General features: G+C 61.0%; 15 protein-coding genes. 11 read left to right on the plus strand and 4 right to left on the minus strand.

Going from position 1 to position 16,650, the window contains the following annotated elements; translation table 11 throughout:
* Nucleotides 1-22: 22 nt before the first annotated feature.
* Nucleotides 23-697, plus strand: a complete 675-nt coding sequence (locus CWR53_RS11085; RefSeq protein WP_058605461.1) for a transcriptional regulator — start codon at nucleotides 23-25, stop codon at nucleotides 695-697.
* Nucleotides 694-1,614 (plus strand): pyridoxal-phosphate dependent enzyme, encoded by a 921-nt coding sequence (locus CWR53_RS11090; protein WP_100851519.1) that lies wholly within the window; start codon nucleotides 694-696, stop codon nucleotides 1,612-1,614. Before CWR53_RS11085 ends, CWR53_RS11090 begins: the two co-directional genes overlap by 4 nt.
* 131 nt (nucleotides 1,615-1,745) lie before the next feature.
* On the opposite strand, the gene CWR53_RS11095 is transcribed toward CWR53_RS11090, so the two are convergent.
* The gene (locus CWR53_RS11095; RefSeq protein ID WP_058605459.1) at nucleotides 1,746-1,955 is read right to left on the minus strand and encodes a DUF2945 domain-containing protein; all 210 of its coding nucleotides are present in this window, start codon (nucleotides 1,953-1,955) and stop codon (nucleotides 1,746-1,748) included.
* 192 nt (nucleotides 1,956-2,147) lie between these two features.
* Between CWR53_RS11095 and CWR53_RS11100 the strand changes: the two genes are divergently transcribed.
* The 7 genes from CWR53_RS11100 (at nucleotide 2,148) to CWR53_RS11130 (ending at nucleotide 10,571) form a co-directional block, all read left to right on the plus strand.
* Complete coding sequence (locus CWR53_RS11100; RefSeq protein WP_100851520.1) at nucleotides 2,148-3,245, plus strand: carboxynorspermidine decarboxylase; 1,098 nt, start codon at nucleotides 2,148-2,150, stop codon at nucleotides 3,243-3,245.
* A 33-nt stretch (nucleotides 3,246-3,278) separates the two neighbouring features.
* A complete protein-coding gene (locus CWR53_RS11105) occupies nucleotides 3,279-4,523 on the plus strand; it encodes a saccharopine dehydrogenase family protein (RefSeq protein WP_100851521.1) in 1,245 nt (414 codons plus the stop codon).
* Between the two features lie 217 nt (nucleotides 4,524-4,740).
* Nucleotides 4,741-5,961 (plus strand): putative DNA modification/repair radical SAM protein, encoded by a 1,221-nt coding sequence (locus CWR53_RS11110; RefSeq protein WP_100851522.1) that lies wholly within the window; start codon nucleotides 4,741-4,743, stop codon nucleotides 5,959-5,961.
* Complete coding sequence (locus CWR53_RS11115) at nucleotides 5,952-6,800, plus strand: TIGR03915 family putative DNA repair protein (RefSeq protein WP_100851523.1); 849 nt, start codon at nucleotides 5,952-5,954, stop codon at nucleotides 6,798-6,800. The genes CWR53_RS11110 and CWR53_RS11115 overlap by 10 nt, the downstream gene beginning before the upstream one ends.
* Before the next feature lie 287 nt (nucleotides 6,801-7,087).
* Nucleotides 7,088-9,154, plus strand: coding sequence for a maltose alpha-D-glucosyltransferase (gene treS, locus CWR53_RS11120; RefSeq protein WP_100851524.1), 2,067 nt, complete (start codon nucleotides 7,088-7,090; stop codon nucleotides 9,152-9,154).
* Between the two features lie 76 nt (nucleotides 9,155-9,230).
* Nucleotides 9,231-9,854 carry a riboflavin synthase subunit alpha gene (locus tag CWR53_RS11125; protein WP_100851525.1) on the plus strand — a complete coding sequence of 208 codons (624 nt, stop codon included), beginning with the start codon at nucleotides 9,231-9,233 and terminating at the stop codon, nucleotides 9,852-9,854.
* A 15-nt stretch (nucleotides 9,855-9,869) separates the two neighbouring features.
* Nucleotides 9,870-10,571: a YoaK family protein gene (locus CWR53_RS11130; RefSeq protein WP_100851526.1), complete on the plus strand. Its 702-nt coding sequence runs from the start codon at nucleotides 9,870-9,872 to the stop codon at nucleotides 10,569-10,571.
* On the opposite strand, the gene proP is transcribed toward CWR53_RS11130, so the two are convergent.
* The 3 genes from proP to CWR53_RS11145 all read right to left on the minus strand — a co-directional run bounded on the left by proP (nucleotide 10,572) and on the right by CWR53_RS11145 (nucleotide 14,271).
* Nucleotides 10,572-12,074: a glycine betaine/L-proline transporter ProP gene (proP, locus tag CWR53_RS11135; protein ID WP_058605451.1), complete on the minus strand. Its 1,503-nt coding sequence runs from the start codon at nucleotides 12,072-12,074 to the stop codon at nucleotides 10,572-10,574.
* A gap of 160 nt (nucleotides 12,075-12,234) precedes the next feature.
* Nucleotides 12,235-13,209, minus strand: coding sequence for a porphobilinogen synthase (gene hemB, locus CWR53_RS11140; protein WP_027916474.1), 975 nt, complete (start codon nucleotides 13,207-13,209; stop codon nucleotides 12,235-12,237).
* Between the two features lie 168 nt (nucleotides 13,210-13,377).
* The gene (locus tag CWR53_RS11145) at nucleotides 13,378-14,271 is read right to left on the minus strand and encodes a PA4780 family RIO1-like protein kinase (protein WP_100851527.1); all 894 of its coding nucleotides are present in this window, start codon (nucleotides 14,269-14,271) and stop codon (nucleotides 13,378-13,380) included.
* Between the two features lie 192 nt (nucleotides 14,272-14,463).
* On the opposite strand from CWR53_RS11145, the gene CWR53_RS11150 reads away from it, so the two are divergent.
* Nucleotides 14,464-15,144, plus strand: coding sequence for a response regulator transcription factor (locus tag CWR53_RS11150; protein ID WP_058605448.1), 681 nt, complete (start codon nucleotides 14,464-14,466; stop codon nucleotides 15,142-15,144).
* Nucleotides 15,122-16,513 (plus strand): HAMP domain-containing sensor histidine kinase, encoded by a 1,392-nt coding sequence (locus tag CWR53_RS11155; RefSeq protein ID WP_100851528.1) that lies wholly within the window; start codon nucleotides 15,122-15,124, stop codon nucleotides 16,511-16,513. Before CWR53_RS11150 ends, CWR53_RS11155 begins: the two co-directional genes overlap by 23 nt.
* Nucleotides 16,514-16,650 lie beyond the last annotated feature (137 nt).

Here is a 16,650-nt window from a genome sequence, read left to right on the forward strand (position 1 = left end):
AATGTTGATTTGAAGAGTTCGTATGGCCCTGTTGCCCGAAGATGAACGCCGCTTGACCTTGAGCGTGCTCAAAGCCTCTATCGAGGCCTTGGGCAGTGTCGTCACCCACAACACCGAAATTCTGCTTCACGACCTGGACCAGCCCGAGCGGTCCGTCGTGGCCATCGTCAATGGGCACCTTTCTGGCCGGCAGGTGGGCAGTCCTATCCTGGCTGTGCCGGAGCAGGATCAGGGCCTGCAAGCCTTGATGAAGGCCGCGGCCGATCAGCAAGGCTGTGGGCCCGTTGTGCTGCCCGACTATCCGACCGCCATCAAGGGCCGCACGCTGCGCAGCGCTACCGCGATATTTCGCGACAGCGCTGGCCACCCCTTCGCCAGCCTTTGCGTCAACACCGATGTCACTGGCCTGGACGCTGCCATGGGCTTTCTACAAAGCTTCGCGCCCATGGGCAGCTCGCCCGCAGCGGCAGAGCCCGCCGACATGGAAGCGCTAATGAGCGAGATCATCCAGGCGGCGCTGCATGACACCGGCCAAGGCCGCATGACCCGGCAAGCCAAGATCGAAGCGGTCCGCGTGATGCAGGAACGCGGGCTGTTCATCGTCAAGGGCGGCGTCGAGAAAGCGGCCAACGCCCTCGGCGTGACCCGCTATACCGTCTACAACTACCTCGAACATTTGCGCGGAGCCTCCCAGTGACCTTGCACATCCGTACCCCCCTTATCGAATCGCGCCCACTGTCGCTGGCTGCCGATTGCACTGTCTGGCTCAAGCTCGAGGCATTGCAGCCCTGCGGCTCCTTCAAGCTGCGCGGCGTCGCCCACGCCTGTGAGTTCCACCATGCCCGCGGCGCGAAACGGTTCGTGTCTTCGTCAGGCGGCAATGCCGGGCTTGCCGTCGCCTATGTCGGGCGCAAGCTCGGCGTTCCCGTGACCGTGGTCGTGCCCGAGACCACCACCGTGCGTGCCCAGGAATTGCTGCGTCTTGAGCACGCTGAGGTCATCGTCCACGGGCAGTCCTGGCAGGAGGCCAATGCGTTGGCGCTGAGCCTGATGGGTGACGATGCCGCGTTCATTCACCCGTTCGACGACCCTTTGCTGTGGGAAGGCCATGCCAGCCTGGTCGATGAGGTGGCCGAAGCCGGCATCAAGCCCGATGCGGTTGTGCTTTCGGTGGGCGGCGGGGGTTTGCTGAGCGGCGTCGTGCAGGGGCTACAACGTAATGGCTGGGCCGATGTGCCGATCCTGGCCGTGGAAACCCATGGCGCAGCCTCCCTGCATGCCGCCATCGAAGCCGGCGAATTGGTGACCTTGGAGCGGTTGGATACGATTGCCACCACCCTGGGCGCGAAACAGGTAGCCGAGCACGCGTTTCGCTGTACCCAGCAACACCCCGTGCAAAGCCTGCTGGTCAGTGACCGACAGGCCCTGGAGGCGTGCGAGCGCTTTTTGCTGGATCACCGCCTGCTGGTCGAGCCCGCCTGCGGCGCCGCCTTGGCGGTAGGGTATGAGGCCAGCGCGCAGGCAAGCTACCGCAATGTACTGGTGGTCGTGTGCGGGGGCGCCACGGCTACCTTGGCGCAGATCCAGGCATGGCGTGCAGCGCTCGAGGCATGAACCAGCCTGCCGGGAGCGGTCATGAACCGCTCCTTGCATAACCCCGCTGCACTCTGCACGTATAGACACGGCTCATAAAAAAGCCCGTGATACACACGGGCAACTGAGCACCAACGCAATAACCTGTGTTCTCAGCCCTTCTTCAATGCCTGCTCCTTGTGCATGGCCATGTGCCCGGTCTTGTCGCTCTTGACCTCGTACTGTGGCTCCTCTTTTGAGCAATGGCGCTGACGCCCCATGAACTCGACGTCCTGGGTATGCACTTTTTCTACGGTGCCGTGTATGACCCCGGCCTCGGAATTCCAGTGCACCTTGTCACCTTTCTTGAATGTATTGCTCATCGATTTCTCCTTGAACCTGCGCGGGAGGATTGAGAGTGTCATCTGTCGTTGTTCTACTGAGCACGCCGAACACAAAAAGATTCAGTCACGGCAACGATGCCCGGACGAAATGCAATTGCACCCTTTCGATCTGCGGCGAGTGAAGGCACAATGCGTGTCCTTTTTTTGGCCGGCCTTGCCGAGGGCCTCTAAATGATCAATACGCCGTACTACCTCATCGACAAGACCAAGCTGCTGAGCAACATGCAGAAGATCGCCTATGTGCGCGAACACTCGAGTGCCAAAGCGCTGCTGGCGCTCAAGTGCTTCGCCACCTGGTCGGTATTCGACCTGATGCAGCAGTACATGGACGGCACCACGTCGTCTTCGCTGTACGAGCTCAAGCTCGGCCGCCAGAAGTTCGCCGGTGAAACCCACGCCTACAGCGTGGCGTGGGCCGACGACGAGGTCCAGGAGATGCTCGAGAACTGCGACAAGATCATCTTCAACTCCATCGGCCAGCTGCAACGTTTCGCCGAGCAGTCCGAAGGCAAGGTCCGGGGTCTGCGCGTCAACCCCCAAGTCAGCAGCTCGGACTATCAGCTGGCCGACCCGGCACGCCCGTTCAGCCGCCTAGGGGAATGGGACCCTACCAAGATCGAAACCGTGATCGACCAGGTATCGGGGTTCATGTTCCACAACAACTGCGAGAACGGCGACTTCGCCTTGTTCGACCAGATGCTGACCCGCATCGAGGAACGTTTCGGCCACCTGCTGCACAAAGTGAAATGGGTAAGCCTGGGCGGCGGCATCCATTTCACCGGCGAAGGCTATGCGCTGGACGATTTCTGCGCGCGTCTGAAGGCCTTCTCGCAAACCTATGGCGTACAGGTTTACCTGGAGCCAGGTGAAGCCGCGATCACCCAGAGCGCTTCGCTGGAAGTGACTGTGCTGGACACGCTGTACAACGGTAAGCACCTGGCCGTGGTCGACAGCTCGATCGAAGCGCACATGCTCGACCTGCTGATCTACCGCCTCAATGCCAAGATGGCGCCCAACGACGGTGAGCACACCTACATGGTATGCGGCAAATCGTGCCTGGCTGGCGATATTTTCGGTGAATACCAGTTCGAACGCCCACTGGCGATCGGCGACCGCCTGTCCTTCGTGGATGCTGCGGGTTACACCATGGTCAAGAAAAACTGGTTCAACGGTTTGAAGATGCCATCCATCGTGGTCAAGCAACTCGACGGCAGCGTCGAGGTGGTGCGCGAGTTCGGTTTCGAAGACTACGTTTCCAGCCTGTCGTAAGACAGGCCTCGTCTGTAAGGAGCAACAGGTAAATTGAAGAAGAACGTTCTTATCATTGGTGCAGGAGGTGTCGCCAAGGTGGTGGCCCACAAGTGCGCGCAGCATAACGACGAACTGGGTCGTATTGCCATCGCGTCACGGAACATCTCCAAATGCCAGGCCATCATCGACAGCGTCAAGGCCAAGGGTAGCCTCAAGGTACCCGCCGACATCCAGGCCTTTTCGCTCAATGCCCTCGACGTCGAGGCGACCAAGGCATTGATCCGCGAAACCGAATCGCAAATCGTGATCAATGTCGGCTCTGCATTCCTGAACATGTCCGTGCTGCGTGCATGCATCGATACCGGCGCTGCCTACCTGGATACTGCCATCCACGAAGAGCCGGGCAAGATCTGTGAAACCCCGCCATGGTACGGAAACTACGAGTGGAAACACCTCGAAGAGTGCCAGGCCAAGAACATCACGGCCATTCTCGGTGTCGGTTTCGACCCGGGTGTGGTCAACAGCTACGCAAAGCTTGCGCAGCAGCAGTATTTCGACCGCATTGATTCGATCGACATCCTCGACGTCAATGCGGGCTCGCATGGCAAGTACTTTGCCACCAACTTCGACCCGGAAATCAATTTCCGCGAGTTCACCGGGCAGGTGTGGAGCTGGCAGAACAGCCAGTGGACCAGCAACACCATGTTCGAAGTCAAGCGTACCGATGACCTGCCCGTGGTGGGTTCGCAAAACCTGTACCTCACCGGGCACGATGAAGTGCACTCCATCTCCAAGAACCTGGACGTACCCAACGTCCGGTTCTGGATGAGTTTCGGCGAGCACTACATCAATGTGTTCACGGTCCTGAAAAACCTGGGCCTGCTCAGCGAGCAGCCGGTCAAGACCGCAGAAGGCCTGGAAGTGGTACCGCTGAAAGTGGTCAAGGCCGTGCTGCCTGATCCAGCGTCCCTGGCGCCTGGCTACACCGGCAAGACCTGCATCGGTGACCTGGTCAAGGGCACCAAGGACGGGCAACCGCGTGAAGTGTTCATCTACAACGTGGCCGATCACGAAGAGGCGTACGCCGAAACGGACAGCCAGGGCATTTCCTACACCGCTGGCGTACCACCGGTAGCCGCTGCCTTACTGGTGGCTCGCGGCGAGTGGGATGCCAAGCGCATGGTCAACGTCGAGGAACTGCCTGCCGAGCCGTTCCTCAAGGCGCTGGACGTGATGGGCCTGCCAACCCGTGTGAAGGACGAAAAAGGCGACCGTCCGTGGGACGCTGAAGCCTGATTCACCCAAGAGGGCGCCTTCGAGGCGCCCTCTTCTTTTATCGACCAACCCCACCATGTCTTTCACAATCGCTGAAACCCAGTAGTTGCCCGCGCCATCAACCACTCATCGGATAACCTAGGAATCTGCTCGGATATCTCGCCAGGCGGCGTTCAGCACTTGCAATTGACCTTAGCCCTCAATACTGTATGAATATTCAGTACGACAGGTAAGAGTCATGCAACTGATCGCCAAACTGGGCATTCTTGCCGATGCCGCCAAGTACGATGCATCTTGCGCCAGCAGTGGTGCGCCAAAGCGCAGCTCGCGTGGCGGCAACGGTTTGGGCGCTACCAACGGCATGGGCATTTGCCACAGCTACACCCCAGATGGTCGCTGCGTGTCTCTGCTGAAGATTCTGCTTACCAACTTTTGCCTGTACGACTGCCAGTACTGCGTCAACCGACGCTCGAGCAATGTGCCCCGCGCACGGTTCAGCCCTGAAGAAGTGGTGCGTCTGACGCTGGACTTCTACCGGCGCAACTGCATCAGTGGCCTGTTTTTGAGCTCGGGCATCATCCGCTCGGCTGACTACACCATGGAGCAGCTGATCAGGGTCGCGCGGTTGCTGCGCGAAGAACATAACTTCCGTGGCTATATCCATCTCAAGACCATTCCGGACGCCGATCCGCTGTTGATCGAAGAAGCAGGCCGTCTGGCCGATCGCTTGAGCGTCAACATCGAACTGCCTACCGACGACAGCCTCAAGCGCCTGGCACCGGAAAAGCAAGCATCGACCATCCGTCAAGCCATGGGCGTGATTCATCAAGGGCAGCAAGCGGTAGCCAACGAGCCTCGCGCCCCGCGCTTCACCCCTGCCGGTCAAAGTACCCAGGTCATCGTCGGGGCTGACAGTACTGACGACAGCACACTGCTGCGCAATGCCGAATCGCTGTACCAAGGGTTCGGCCTCAAACGTGTCTACTACTCAGCCTTCAGCCCCATCCCCGACAGCCCTGGCAGCGTGCCACTGGCTGCCCCGCCTCTGCTGCGTGAACACCGCCTGTACCAAGCCGATTTTCTCTTGCGCGGGTACGGATACAAGGCCGGCGAGCTTCTGGGACAAACCGGCAACCTGGCGCTGGATATCGACCCTAAGCTGGCATGGGCGCTGGCCAATCGCGAAGTGTTCCCGCTGGATGTGAACCGCGCAGAGCCCGCGCTGCTCGCTCGTATTCCAGGCATAGGCCTGCGCAGCGTGCAGCGCCTGGTCGCCTTGCGCCGTGAGCGGCGTATCCGCTATGACGACCTGATCCAGCTGCGTTGCGTGCTCGACAAGGCCCGGCCCTTTATCGTCACCAGTGATTATCGCCCTGCCCAGGCCGACCTTCGCAGCAGCCTGCTGCGTGCCCGCCTGCGTGAACCACAGGCACCGGTCCAAATGGGGCTTTGGGGGTGATAGCGCTCGATTGCGACGACCTGTTCGGCGTCTGGCGGGATCAGGCCAGAGCCTTGCTGAGCCATGGCGTCGATCCGTCACAAGTCACCTGGTCCCAAGGGCCCATGACCGACATGCTGGCCGACACCACCACGCTGCCGGCCGGTACGGGCCCGTTTCGGGCGAAGGTGCCGGCGGCCTTGCTCGGTCAACTGGAGGAAGCGGCACGCTATCACGGCGAGCAGCGGTGGAATCTGTTGTACGAAGTGCTGTGGCGGGTTGCTCACGGCGACCGCACGGCGATGCTGGCCGGTGATCGGCTGGGCAGCGAGCTGCATCGACGCATCAAGCAAGTCAGCCGCGAAGCCCATCACCTGCATGCGTTTTTGCGGTTCGTGCCGCTGCCTGAAGCGTTGGTCGAGCACTTGCAATTGGACCTGGTCGCTTTTCACGAGCCTGCTCATGACATTCTGCAAAGCGCCAGCCCGCATTTTGCCGACAGGCTGGGGCGGCTGCGGTGGCTGATCGCAACGCCACGCGATGGCATCCGCTATGACGGCCGCCGCTTCAACTATCAACGGCAATGCCCGGAGCTCTGGCGGCAATGGGCGCAGCACGCAGAAGACCCTGGCGCCGAATTGTGGCGAACCTACTACCGCCACACCTTCAACCCCGCCCGCCTGAACCCCAATGCCCTGCGCCTGCACATGCCTGGCCGCTTCTGGCGCCACTTGCCAGAAGGGATGCTTATCCCTCAACTCGAGGGCCTGGCACGCCAAGGCAAGCAGCGGGACGGCCAGGCCGTGGAAGTAGCAGCCCAGGCTGGCAAGCAGATCAACAAGGCCTCGCGGAACAGTTGACTGCCGGAGCCTGAAAAGCGCGCCTGCCACAAACCCCGTGTTGAGCCCTAATGCTGTTCACTTAGGGCCGCTGCGCGGCCCATCGCGGCACAAGGCCGCTCCCACACTGTCCTGTGAGCCCTCTAACTCAAGCGTCACGCAGTCAGGGTGGGAGCGGCCTTGTGCCGCGATGGGCCGTGAAACGGCCCCAACGATCTTAAGTGAACAGCACTACGTGTTGAGCCGAACGTTCAGCGTGCCCTGCCGTCATAACCTGAGCCGGTGCCGACACGCAAAGAGGACGCGAGATGACCCAACCCGACCCGTCATACGTCAAGTGGCTTGAAGAACGCTCCATGCTAAAGGCATCCCAGGAGCGGGCCAGCCTGTACTCCGGGCAAGCGCGACTGTGGCAACAGCCCTACGCCCTGGCCCAGCCGCGCCGTGCTACAGAAATCGCTTCGGTCTGGCTGACGGTCTACCCCGATGCGATCATCGCGCCCGACGGTTGCTCGGTGCTGGGCGCTTTGGCCCATGAAGCGCTATGGAAGCGCCTGTCAGAAATTGGTATTCAAGGTGTCCACACCGGGCCAATCAAGCGTTCCGGCGGTATCAGCGGGCGCGAGCTTACGCCGAGCGTGGACGGCAACTTCGACCGGATCAGCTTCGACATCGACCCGCTCTACGGTACCGAGCAGGAATTGGTGCAGATGAGCCGCATGGCCGCCGCCCATAATGCCGTCACCATCGATGACCTGATCCCGTCGCACACCGGCAAAGGCGCCGATTTCCGCCTGGCCGAGCTGGGGCTGGCGCCCTACCCAGGCCTCTACCACATGGTCGAGATCCGTGAAGAGGATTGGGGGCTGCTTCCTGACGTGCCCGAGGGCCGCGATTCGGTCAACCTGCTCCCCGCTCAGTGCGACGAGCTCAAGGCACGCCACTACATCGTCGGTCAGTTGCAACGGGTGATCTTCTTCGAGCCGGGCGTCAAGGAGACCGACTGGAGTGCCACGGCGCCAATCACGGGCGTGGATGGCAAGACCCGCCGGTGGGTTTACTTGCATTATTTCAAGGACGGCCAACCCTCCCTGAACTGGCTCGACCCGACCTTCACGGCGCAGCAGATGATCATAGGCGATGCCCTGCATGCCCTGGACTGCCTGGGCGCACGTGGTTTGCGCCTGGATGCCAATGGTTTCCTGGGTGTCGAAACCCGCGCCAGCGGCACCGCCTGGTCGGAAAGCCACCCCTTGTCGCTGGTCGGTAACCAGTTGATCGGTGGCATGATCCGCAAGGCAGGAGGGTTCAGCTTCCAGGAGCTGAACCTCACCCTCGATGACATCGCCCAGATGTCCAGCGGCGGGGCCGACCTGTCCTACGACTTCATTACCCGACCGGCCTATCAGCACGCGCTGCTGACCGGCGATACCGAATTCCTGCGCTTGATGTTCAAGGAAATGCACGCCTTCGGCATCGACCCAGCCTCGCTGATTCATGCGTTGCAAAACCATGATGAGTTGACGGTCGAGCTGGTGCATTTCTGGACACTGCATGCGCATGACATGTACCTGTACAAGGGCCAGACCTTGCCAGGCAGCATTTTGCGCGAGCATATCCGGGAGGAGATCTACGAGCGCCTGTCCGGTGAGCATGCACCTTACAACCTGCGGTTCGTCACCAATGGCATCTCTTGCACCACGGCCAGCTTGATCACCGCTGCCTTGGGAATCCGGGAGCTTGATGACATCACCCCCGAGCAAGTCGAATCGATTCAGAAGCTGCATCTGCTGCTGGTGATGTACAACGCCATGCAGCCTGGTGTGGTGGCCATCTCCGGTTGGGACCTGGTGGGTGCCCTGCCCTTGCCTGCCGAAGCGGTGGCGGAGCGGATGACCGACGGCGACACACGTTGGATCCACCGCGGCGGTTATGATCTGGCAGGTCTGGACCCAGAGGCCCAGGCCTCAGTGCGCGGTATGCCGCGTGCCCGTGCCTTGTACGGCAGCCTTGATCAACAACTCGAGCGCAGTGACTCGTTCGCCAGCAAGGTCAAAAAGCTGCTCGCGGTTCGCCAGGCATATGGCATCGCCACTAGCCGACAACTGCTGGTGCCCGACGTGACCTCGCCTGGCCTGCTGGTGATGGTGCATGAACTGCCTGCAGGGCGCGGTATCCAGATAACCGCCCTGAACTTCAGCCAGGACGAAATCAGTGAGGAGCTGCAACTGACCGGTTTCACGCCAGGCCCTGTGGTGGACATGATCAACGAAACGGTCGAGGGCGATTTGACCGAGGACGGACGCTTGATGGTTAATCTGGACCCCTATGAGGCGTTGTGCCTGCGCATCGTCAACAGCAGTGGTCACGTCTGAGGTGCGGTGACTTGCATTTGCGGGCGCCTGGGCATAGTTTGCGCAAGTCAACTTACCCGTGCCCAGGAGCAACGCAATGTACACCGGCATCGTCCAGGCCGTCCGCCCTCTGCTTGATGTAGCCCGTCACCCTGGCCACAACCAGTTCACCATCGACCTCACCCCGGCACTGCTCGACGATCTGAAGATCGGTGCCAGTGTCAGCGTTGAAGGGACCTGCCTGTCGGTCACCGATATCGAAGGCACACGCGTTCGCTTCGACGCCATGACGGCAACGCTGGAGCGCACTAACCTGCGTTGCTTGCAGGCCGGCCAAGGAGTGAACATCGAGCGTTCGGCGAAAATGAACGCAGAGGTGGGCGGCCACCTCATGGCTGGCCACATCGCCACCACTGCAGACATCGTAGACATCTCCATCGCTGCCACCGGTGCATACATCAAGTTCCGCATGCCGCCTGAATGGGCCAAGTACGTCTTTGCCCGCGGCTTCATTGGCGTCAATGGCTGCAGCCTCACCGTCGCCGACATCGAGGACAACGTGGTCACTGTCAACCTCATTCCAGAAACCCTGCGCCAGACCACGTTTACCCGTTATCAGGAAGGCGACTTGCTCAATATCGAAGTCGACCACCACACCATGGTGCTGGTCGATGTCGTGGAGCGCACCATTCGCAATACCCTGGCCCGCGAGCAACGGTAGACCCGAGGACTGCACATGCTACCTGCCGCCGCAGCCACACCTACTTCCAGGCGCCATCGTGTGCACCGGTTACGAGGCCGCGTAGGGCTGGGTCTGGTGGCCGGCCTGTCGGTACTGGCAGGGATGACCGATGCCATCGGTTTGTTGGCCTTGGGCGATTTCGTCTCGTTCATGAGCGGCAACACCACGCGCCTTGCCGTCGCCATCAACGAAGTCGATGGCCCGATGATCCTGCGCCTGGCAGGCGCGCTGCTGGGCTTCGTGGCTGGCAATACCTTGGGTGTGGTGCTGGCGCACAAGTGCCGGCGCCGTGCCTGGCCCGTACTGCTGGTGGTAGCGGTGCTGCTTGGGTTTGCGGGGATGGTGCCAGCGCCGGACACCTCAATACCCTTGTTGGCCGCCACACTGGCGATGGGGATGATCAATGCCGTGGTTGAGCAGGTCAACGGTCTGCCGATTGGCCTGACCTATGTTACCGGTGCCCTTTCGCGATTTGGCCGTGGCCTGGGCCACTGGATGCTGGGCGCTCGCCGCCCTGGCTGGCGGGTGCAACTGGTGCCTTGGCTGGGCATGCTGCTGGGAGCAGCATGTGGCGCTTGGTTGCAGAAACACCTAGGGCTGCAGGCTATGGTCGGCAGTTGCGTGCTGACCTGCCTGCTGACCCTGGTGTCGCTGTTCATCCCTCGTGCCTGGCAGCGAGGCTACATGCCCCGCTGATCAATCGATACGTGGATGCTGCTGTACCAGCAGCTTGCGCTTGGCTTCCAGTTCAGCGATCTGGGTATCGATGTCTTCGATCTTCTGCTCGATATTGTCGTGGTGCTCCTGAAGCAGCTCGCGAGCCTCGTCGATGTCAGACGCTGCTGGCGCCGCGCCACGCAACGGCTTGTTGGCCGTTTCTTTCATGGTCACCCCAGTGATGAAACCAATCACGGCAATCACCATCAGGTAGTAGGCGGGCATGTACAGGTTGCCGGAGCTTTCCACCAGCCAGGCGGCCAGAGTCGGGGTAAGGCCTGCAATCAGCACCGAAATGTTGAAGGCACTGGCCAAGGCGCTGTAGCGGATATGCGTTGGGAACATCGCTGGCAGGGTCGATGCCATCACGCCAATGAAGAAGTTCAGCAGCACGGCCATCAGCAGCAAGCCGGCGAAGATGAAGCCCAGCACACCGCTGTTGATCAGCATGAAGGCAGGAATTGCCGCCGCAAAAAGGCCGACGCTGCCCAGGATGATGAAGGGTCGACGGCCGAACTTGTCGCTCAGAAGACCGATTATCGGCTGCACGAACAGCATGCCCACCATGATCGCGATGATGATCAGTACACCATGATCTTCGCTGTAATGCAGGTTGTGGGACAGGTAGCTGGGCATGTAGGTGAGCAGCATGTAGTACGTGACGTTGGTCGCGATCACCACGCCGATGCAGGTGATCAGGCTACGCCAGTGCTTGGTCGCCACTTCCTTGAACGACACCTTCGGCCCGGAAGCCAGGCCTTCACGGTCGCCTTGCTCCAGTTTGTCGACATGCTGCTGGAAGGCTGGGGTCTCCTCCAGCGCGTGACGCAAGTACAGGCCAATCATACCCAGCGGCAAAGCCAGGAAGAACGGCAGGCGCCAGCCCCATTCAAGGAATTTCTCTTCACCCATCACGGTGGAGATCATCACCACCACGCCGGCGCCCAGGACGAAGCCGGCGATCGAGCCAAAGTCCAACCAGCTGCCCAGGAAACCACGCTTGCGATCAGGTGCATACTCGGCCACGAAGATCGACGCGCCGGTGTACTCACCGCCTACCGAGAAGCCCTGGGCCATCTTGGCCAGCAACAGCAGGATCGGTGCCCATATGCCGATACTGTCATAGGACGGTATCAGGCCAATGGCGAATGTGCTCAAGGACATGATGACGATGGTGGCGGCGAGAATCTTCTGTCGCCCGAAGCGGTCGCCGAGCGCGCCGAAGAACAACCCACCCAGTGGTCGGATCAGGAACGGCACGGAGAAGGTGGCCAGCGCGGCAATCATTTGAACGCTGGGGTCGGCATTGGGGAAGAACACTTTGCCCAGGGCATAGGCGACGAAGCCATAGACGCCGAAGTCGAACCACTCCATCGCGTTGCCCAGCGCAGCGGCGGTAATGGCCTTGCGCATCTTGGCGTCGTCGACGATGGTGATGTCCTTCAGGCCAATCGGCTGAACCCTTTTCTTGCGAGATTTCATTTATTTATCCCTGACGGTGACTGCTCTAAGGGATCAGATACAAAGGGACACTAAATAATTCAGCGCTTAGCGTTTTTTTGTGAAAGCAGGCACAAGGTGGGATGCGAGCCTTGAGGCGCTGGGTTGCTGGGGCGGCTGCGCAGCCCCAGCGACCGCGTTTTCAAATACCTTCCAGCGCCAGGTCCATGGCGAAGTAGGTCAGGATCAAGTCGGCGCCCGCACGCTTGATCGCCCCGATGCTCTCGCGCATGACGCGGCCCTCATCGATGGCGCCAGCCAGTCCACCGAACTTGATCATGGCGTACTCGCCGCTGACCTGGTAGGCCGCCAATGGCAGGCGAGAGGCGTTACGAATGTCGGCAATCACGTCCAGATAGGCACCGGCCGGCTTGACCATGAGCACGTCGGCGCCTTCCTGCTCATCGAGCAGTGATTCGCGCACCGCCTCGCGGCGGTTCATGGGGTTCATCTGGTAGCTCTTGCGGTCGCCCTTGAGCGCCGTACCGCCCGCTTCGCGGAAAGGCCCATACAACGAAGAGGCGAACTTGGTGGAATAGGCCATGATCGCCGTGTCATGGAAGCCCGCGCCGTCCAACGCGCTGCGTATCGCCTGAACCTGCCCGTCCATGGCCGCCGAAGGCGCGATGAAATCCGCACCTGCCGCTGCGGCGATCACGGCCTGCTTGCCGAGGTTGGCCAAGGTGGCGTCGTTGTCCACGCCGTGGTCATGCAGCACGCCGCAGTGGCCGTGGCTGGTGTATTCGCAGAAGCAGGTGTCGGACATCACGACCATTTCCGGCACTGCATCCTTGCAGATCCGCGACATGCGCGCGACCAGGCCGTTTTCATTCCAGGTGTCGCTGCCCACGGCGTCCAGGTGGTGGGAGACCCCAAAAGTCATCACCGAACGGATGCCGGCACGGGCGTACCGCTCGATTTCCTGCGCCAACAGCTTCTCGGGAATGCGATTGACGCCAGGCATGCTCTTGATCGGCACGAAGTCATCGATACCCTCCTCCACGAAGATCGGCAGGATCAGATCATCGAGGCGGAACTCGGTCTCCTGAAAGACGCTGCGCAGCGCTTGGCTCTTGCGCAGACGGCGGGGACGGACGGACGGAAAAAGAGTGGACATGACAGCTCCAGAAAGATGAACGGCGTATACCTTAAGCCCGAGCCGCGACACTGGAAAGGCCAAATGACGAGATATTGTCTTGCGTCAAAGGCAATGACCGTCGCGCAGGCCGAAACCTGGCCGGCGCGGCCTGATGTATGGGGTGGGCGCACCGGTAGGTTGGCTGTGTCAGCGCAGCCAGGGCGGGGTCGGCTCTTCAGCCTGCGGTTGCCCTTGCTCGGCCTCGGCTCGCGCTTCGCGGCGGCGGGCATCGTCCAGCCGGGCGGCGTCGATCTCGCGCATGACGCCGGCCACGTCCGCTGCCTGCTCATCTTCAGCGAACAACCCTGTGAGTGGGCTGTCGGGGCGCAATTCGCCGGCTTCGTAGAGGGCCCACATTTCCTGCGCGTAACGGGTGGCTTTCAGCTCAGGGGCAAAGCGTCCAAAATAATGCGCCATGTTCGACACATCGCGCTGCAGCATGCTGAACGCATGGTTGTTGGCCGCAGCGTCCACTGCCTGGGGCAAGTCGATGATCACCGGCCCGTCCGGACCCAGGAGTACGTTGAACTCCGAGAGGTCGCCATGGACGAGCCCTGAGCAGAGCATCAGTACGATCTGGCTGATCACGAACCCGTGATAATCCCGCGCCTGGTCCGCCTCGAGGTGAACATCGTTCAGCCGGGGCGCAGCATTGCCATCGGCATCGGTTACCAGCTCCATGAGCAGCACGCCATCCTGGAAGTCGTAGGGCTTGGGTACCCTGACGCCTGCCCCAGCCAGCCGGAACAACGCGGCCACCTCGGCGTTCTGCCAGGCATCCTCGGCTTCCTTGCGCCCGTACTTGCTGCCCTTGGCCATGGCCCGGGCCTGACGGCTGTTACGCACCTTGCGCCCTTCCTGATACTCGGCCGCCTGACGGAAACTGCGCTTGTTGGCTTCCTTGTACACTTTGGCGCAGCGCACCTGGTTGCCACAGCGCACCACGTACACGGCGGCCTCCTTGCCACTCATCAACGGCCTCAGTACCTCGTCGACCAGGCCATCTTCGATCAGGGGTTCGATTCTCTTGGGTGTCTTCATCAGGCTGTGTTCGGGTCCTGGCTGTGATGCGGCCTATCCTCTCACAGCCGAGTCGCACTTGCTTGCCCATGTGCTGCGCAAGCCGATAAACAAGCAAGGCCATGCAACAGGCGCCAGATGAATTATTCTTAAATCGCTTGCTGGTCGTTCTTTGGCACAATCAGGCTTTCATCTGGATGTTCGGGATCCCGCATGCCTCGCGTACTCACCATCGAAGACGACGCCGTCACCGGTCAGGAAATCGTCGCTGAACTCAACAGCCATGGCTTGGACGTTGACTGGGCCGACAATGGTCGCGAGGGCCTGGCCAAGGCTATCGCCGGCGGCTATGACCTGATTACCCTTGATCGCATGCTGCCGGAGGTGGACGGGCTGACCATTGTTACTACTTTACGCAATCTCAAGATCGCCACGCCGATCCTGATGATCAGTGCGCTGTCAGACGTGGATGAACGGGTCCGAGGCCTGCGTGCAGGCGGCGACGACTACCTGACCAAACCCTTCGCCTCGGACGAGATGGCAGCGCGCGTCGAAGTCTTGCTACGCCGTAACAGTGTGCCCATGACGCAGACTCGCCTGCAGGTGGCCGACCTGGAGCTGGACCTCATCACCCATGAAGCCCGACGCGGCGAGCACACGCTCAATTTGCTCCCCACCGAGTACAAACTGCTGGAATACCTGATGCGGCACAGCGGTCAAGTGATTACCCGGATGATGATCTTCGAGGAGGTCTGGGGGTATCACTTCGATCCAGGCACCAACCTCATTGACGTGCACATCGGCCGCCTGCGCAAGAAGATCGACCTGCCTGGCCAGTCGCCGCTGATCCGTACCGTACGGGGCTCCGGTTATGCCATTGCTGAACCCGTCTAAGGGCTGGAGTTCTTCCACGAGCCGGCTGCTGGCGCTCTACAGCTTCCTGTTCGTGGCCTGGAGCAGCATCCTCATGGGGGTGCTGTACTTCGAGGTTTCCAGCTACCTGAACAAACTCACCCGTCATTCGATGCTGCAGCGCCAACACCTGTTCGCGCACATGAGCGGCAAGCAACTGGACGACGCCCTGATCGCGAGCCAAGCCTTCGAAGAACGCAGCTTCGATGCCTATGGCCTGTTCGACGCGCAACTCAACCCGCTGGGCGGCAGCGTACGTGCCCTTCCCCCTGGGCTGGCGCTGGACGGCAAGATCCACGAGCTCAAGCGCTGCCTGAATGCAGACGACCCGAACATGCCGCGCCATAGCTGCGATGCGGTGGCGATCAAGGTGCAGGATGGCCGTTGGTTGGTGTTGTTCCGGGACAACGGCTCGTTGTTCGTTGTCACGCGTATCATCCTCGACGCCTTGCTATGGGGCATTTCGTTGACGCTGATCCCGGGGTTTGCAGGTTGGTACCTGCTCAGGCGCCGGCCACTCAAGCGCATCCGCGCGGTACAGGCTCAGGCCGAGCTGATCGTGGCGGGCGACCTTACCCATCGCTTGCCGCTGTCGGCACGGCGCGATGAGTTGGACATGCTGGCAGACATCGTAAACGCCATGCTCGACCGCATCGAGCGCCTGATGCATGAGGTAAAAGGTGTGTGCGACAACATCGCCCACGACCTGCGCACGCCGCTCACGCGGCTGCGCGCGCAGCTGTACCGCATACGCCAGCAAAGTAATGCCGATACCGCCCAGGCCGAGGCGCTGGATCAAGCCATTGGTGAAACCGATACGCTGATGGCACGCTTTCGCGGGCTGTTGCGGATCAGCGAGCTGGAAGATCGCCAGCGCCGCGCAGGGTTCACGCAGCTGGACCCACATGACCTGTTGGTGGAACTGCACGATTTCTACCTGCCACTGGCGGAGGATGGTGGCATCCAGTTGACCTTGCACCAACCAGGGCAACTGGCGCCGCTGCATGGCGACCGCGAATTGTTGTTCGAGGCACTGGCCAACCTGGTGGGCAACGCCATCAAGTTTACGCCCGAAGGTGGGCAGGTGCAGATCACAGCTTCCCAAGATGACACTGGCGTGCACCTGGCTGTGGAGGACACAGGACCTGGCATTGCGGAACAGGAGCGTACGGCGGTGCTCAAGCGGTTCTATCGCAGTGACGAGGGGCATCGGCATGCGGGTTTCGGCCTGGGTTTGTCCATCGTGGCGGCGATCGTGGACTTGCATGGGTTTGGGTTGGAGATTGGTGAAAGTCGGTTAGGCGGGGCGAAGTTGGTGTTGCATTGTCCTCTTGCGGGTTTGGTCAAGTAAGCCCATGCAAGGCTGGCAACCTCTGCGGTGGCGCCAGGCTGCTCCTTATATCGACCATGACCGCTTTCACCCTGGGAGTTCGCTAACTACCAAGGGCGGAGCGAGGCAATTGACTCCGCCACTCGCTAGAGGCACCC

It is taken from the genome of Pseudomonas sp. SGAir0191 (assembly GCF_002812565.2).
Taxonomy (GTDB): Bacteria; Pseudomonadota; Gammaproteobacteria; order Pseudomonadales; family Pseudomonadaceae; genus Aquipseudomonas; species Aquipseudomonas parafulva_B.

Coding starts and splice junctions, on each gene's coding strand:
- CWR53_RS11085 (WP_058605461.1), top strand. CDS start 23: ATGGCCCTGTTGCCCGAAGATGAACGCCGCTTGACCTTGAGCGTGCTC.
- CWR53_RS11095 (WP_058605459.1), bottom strand. CDS start 1,955: ATGAGCAATACATTCAAGAAAGGTGACAAGGTGCACTGGAATTCCGAG.
- CWR53_RS11100 (WP_100851520.1), top strand. CDS start 2,148: ATGATCAATACGCCGTACTACCTCATCGACAAGACCAAGCTGCTGAGC.
- CWR53_RS11110 (WP_100851522.1), top strand. CDS start 4,741: ATGCAACTGATCGCCAAACTGGGCATTCTTGCCGATGCCGCCAAGTAC.
- treS (WP_100851524.1), top strand. CDS start 7,088: ATGACCCAACCCGACCCGTCATACGTCAAGTGGCTTGAAGAACGCTCC.
- CWR53_RS11125 (WP_100851525.1), top strand. CDS start 9,231: ATGTACACCGGCATCGTCCAGGCCGTCCGCCCTCTGCTTGATGTAGCC.
- CWR53_RS11130 (WP_100851526.1), top strand. CDS start 9,870: ATGCTACCTGCCGCCGCAGCCACACCTACTTCCAGGCGCCATCGTGTG.
- proP (WP_058605451.1), bottom strand. CDS start 12,074: ATGAAATCTCGCAAGAAAAGGGTTCAGCCGATTGGCCTGAAGGACATC.
- hemB (WP_027916474.1), bottom strand. CDS start 13,209: ATGTCCACTCTTTTTCCGTCCGTCCGTCCCCGCCGTCTGCGCAAGAGC.
- CWR53_RS11145 (WP_100851527.1), bottom strand. CDS start 14,271: ATGAAGACACCCAAGAGAATCGAACCCCTGATCGAAGATGGCCTGGTC.
- CWR53_RS11150 (WP_058605448.1), top strand. CDS start 14,464: ATGCCTCGCGTACTCACCATCGAAGACGACGCCGTCACCGGTCAGGAA.
- CWR53_RS11155 (WP_100851528.1), top strand. CDS start 15,122: ATGCCATTGCTGAACCCGTCTAAGGGCTGGAGTTCTTCCACGAGCCGG.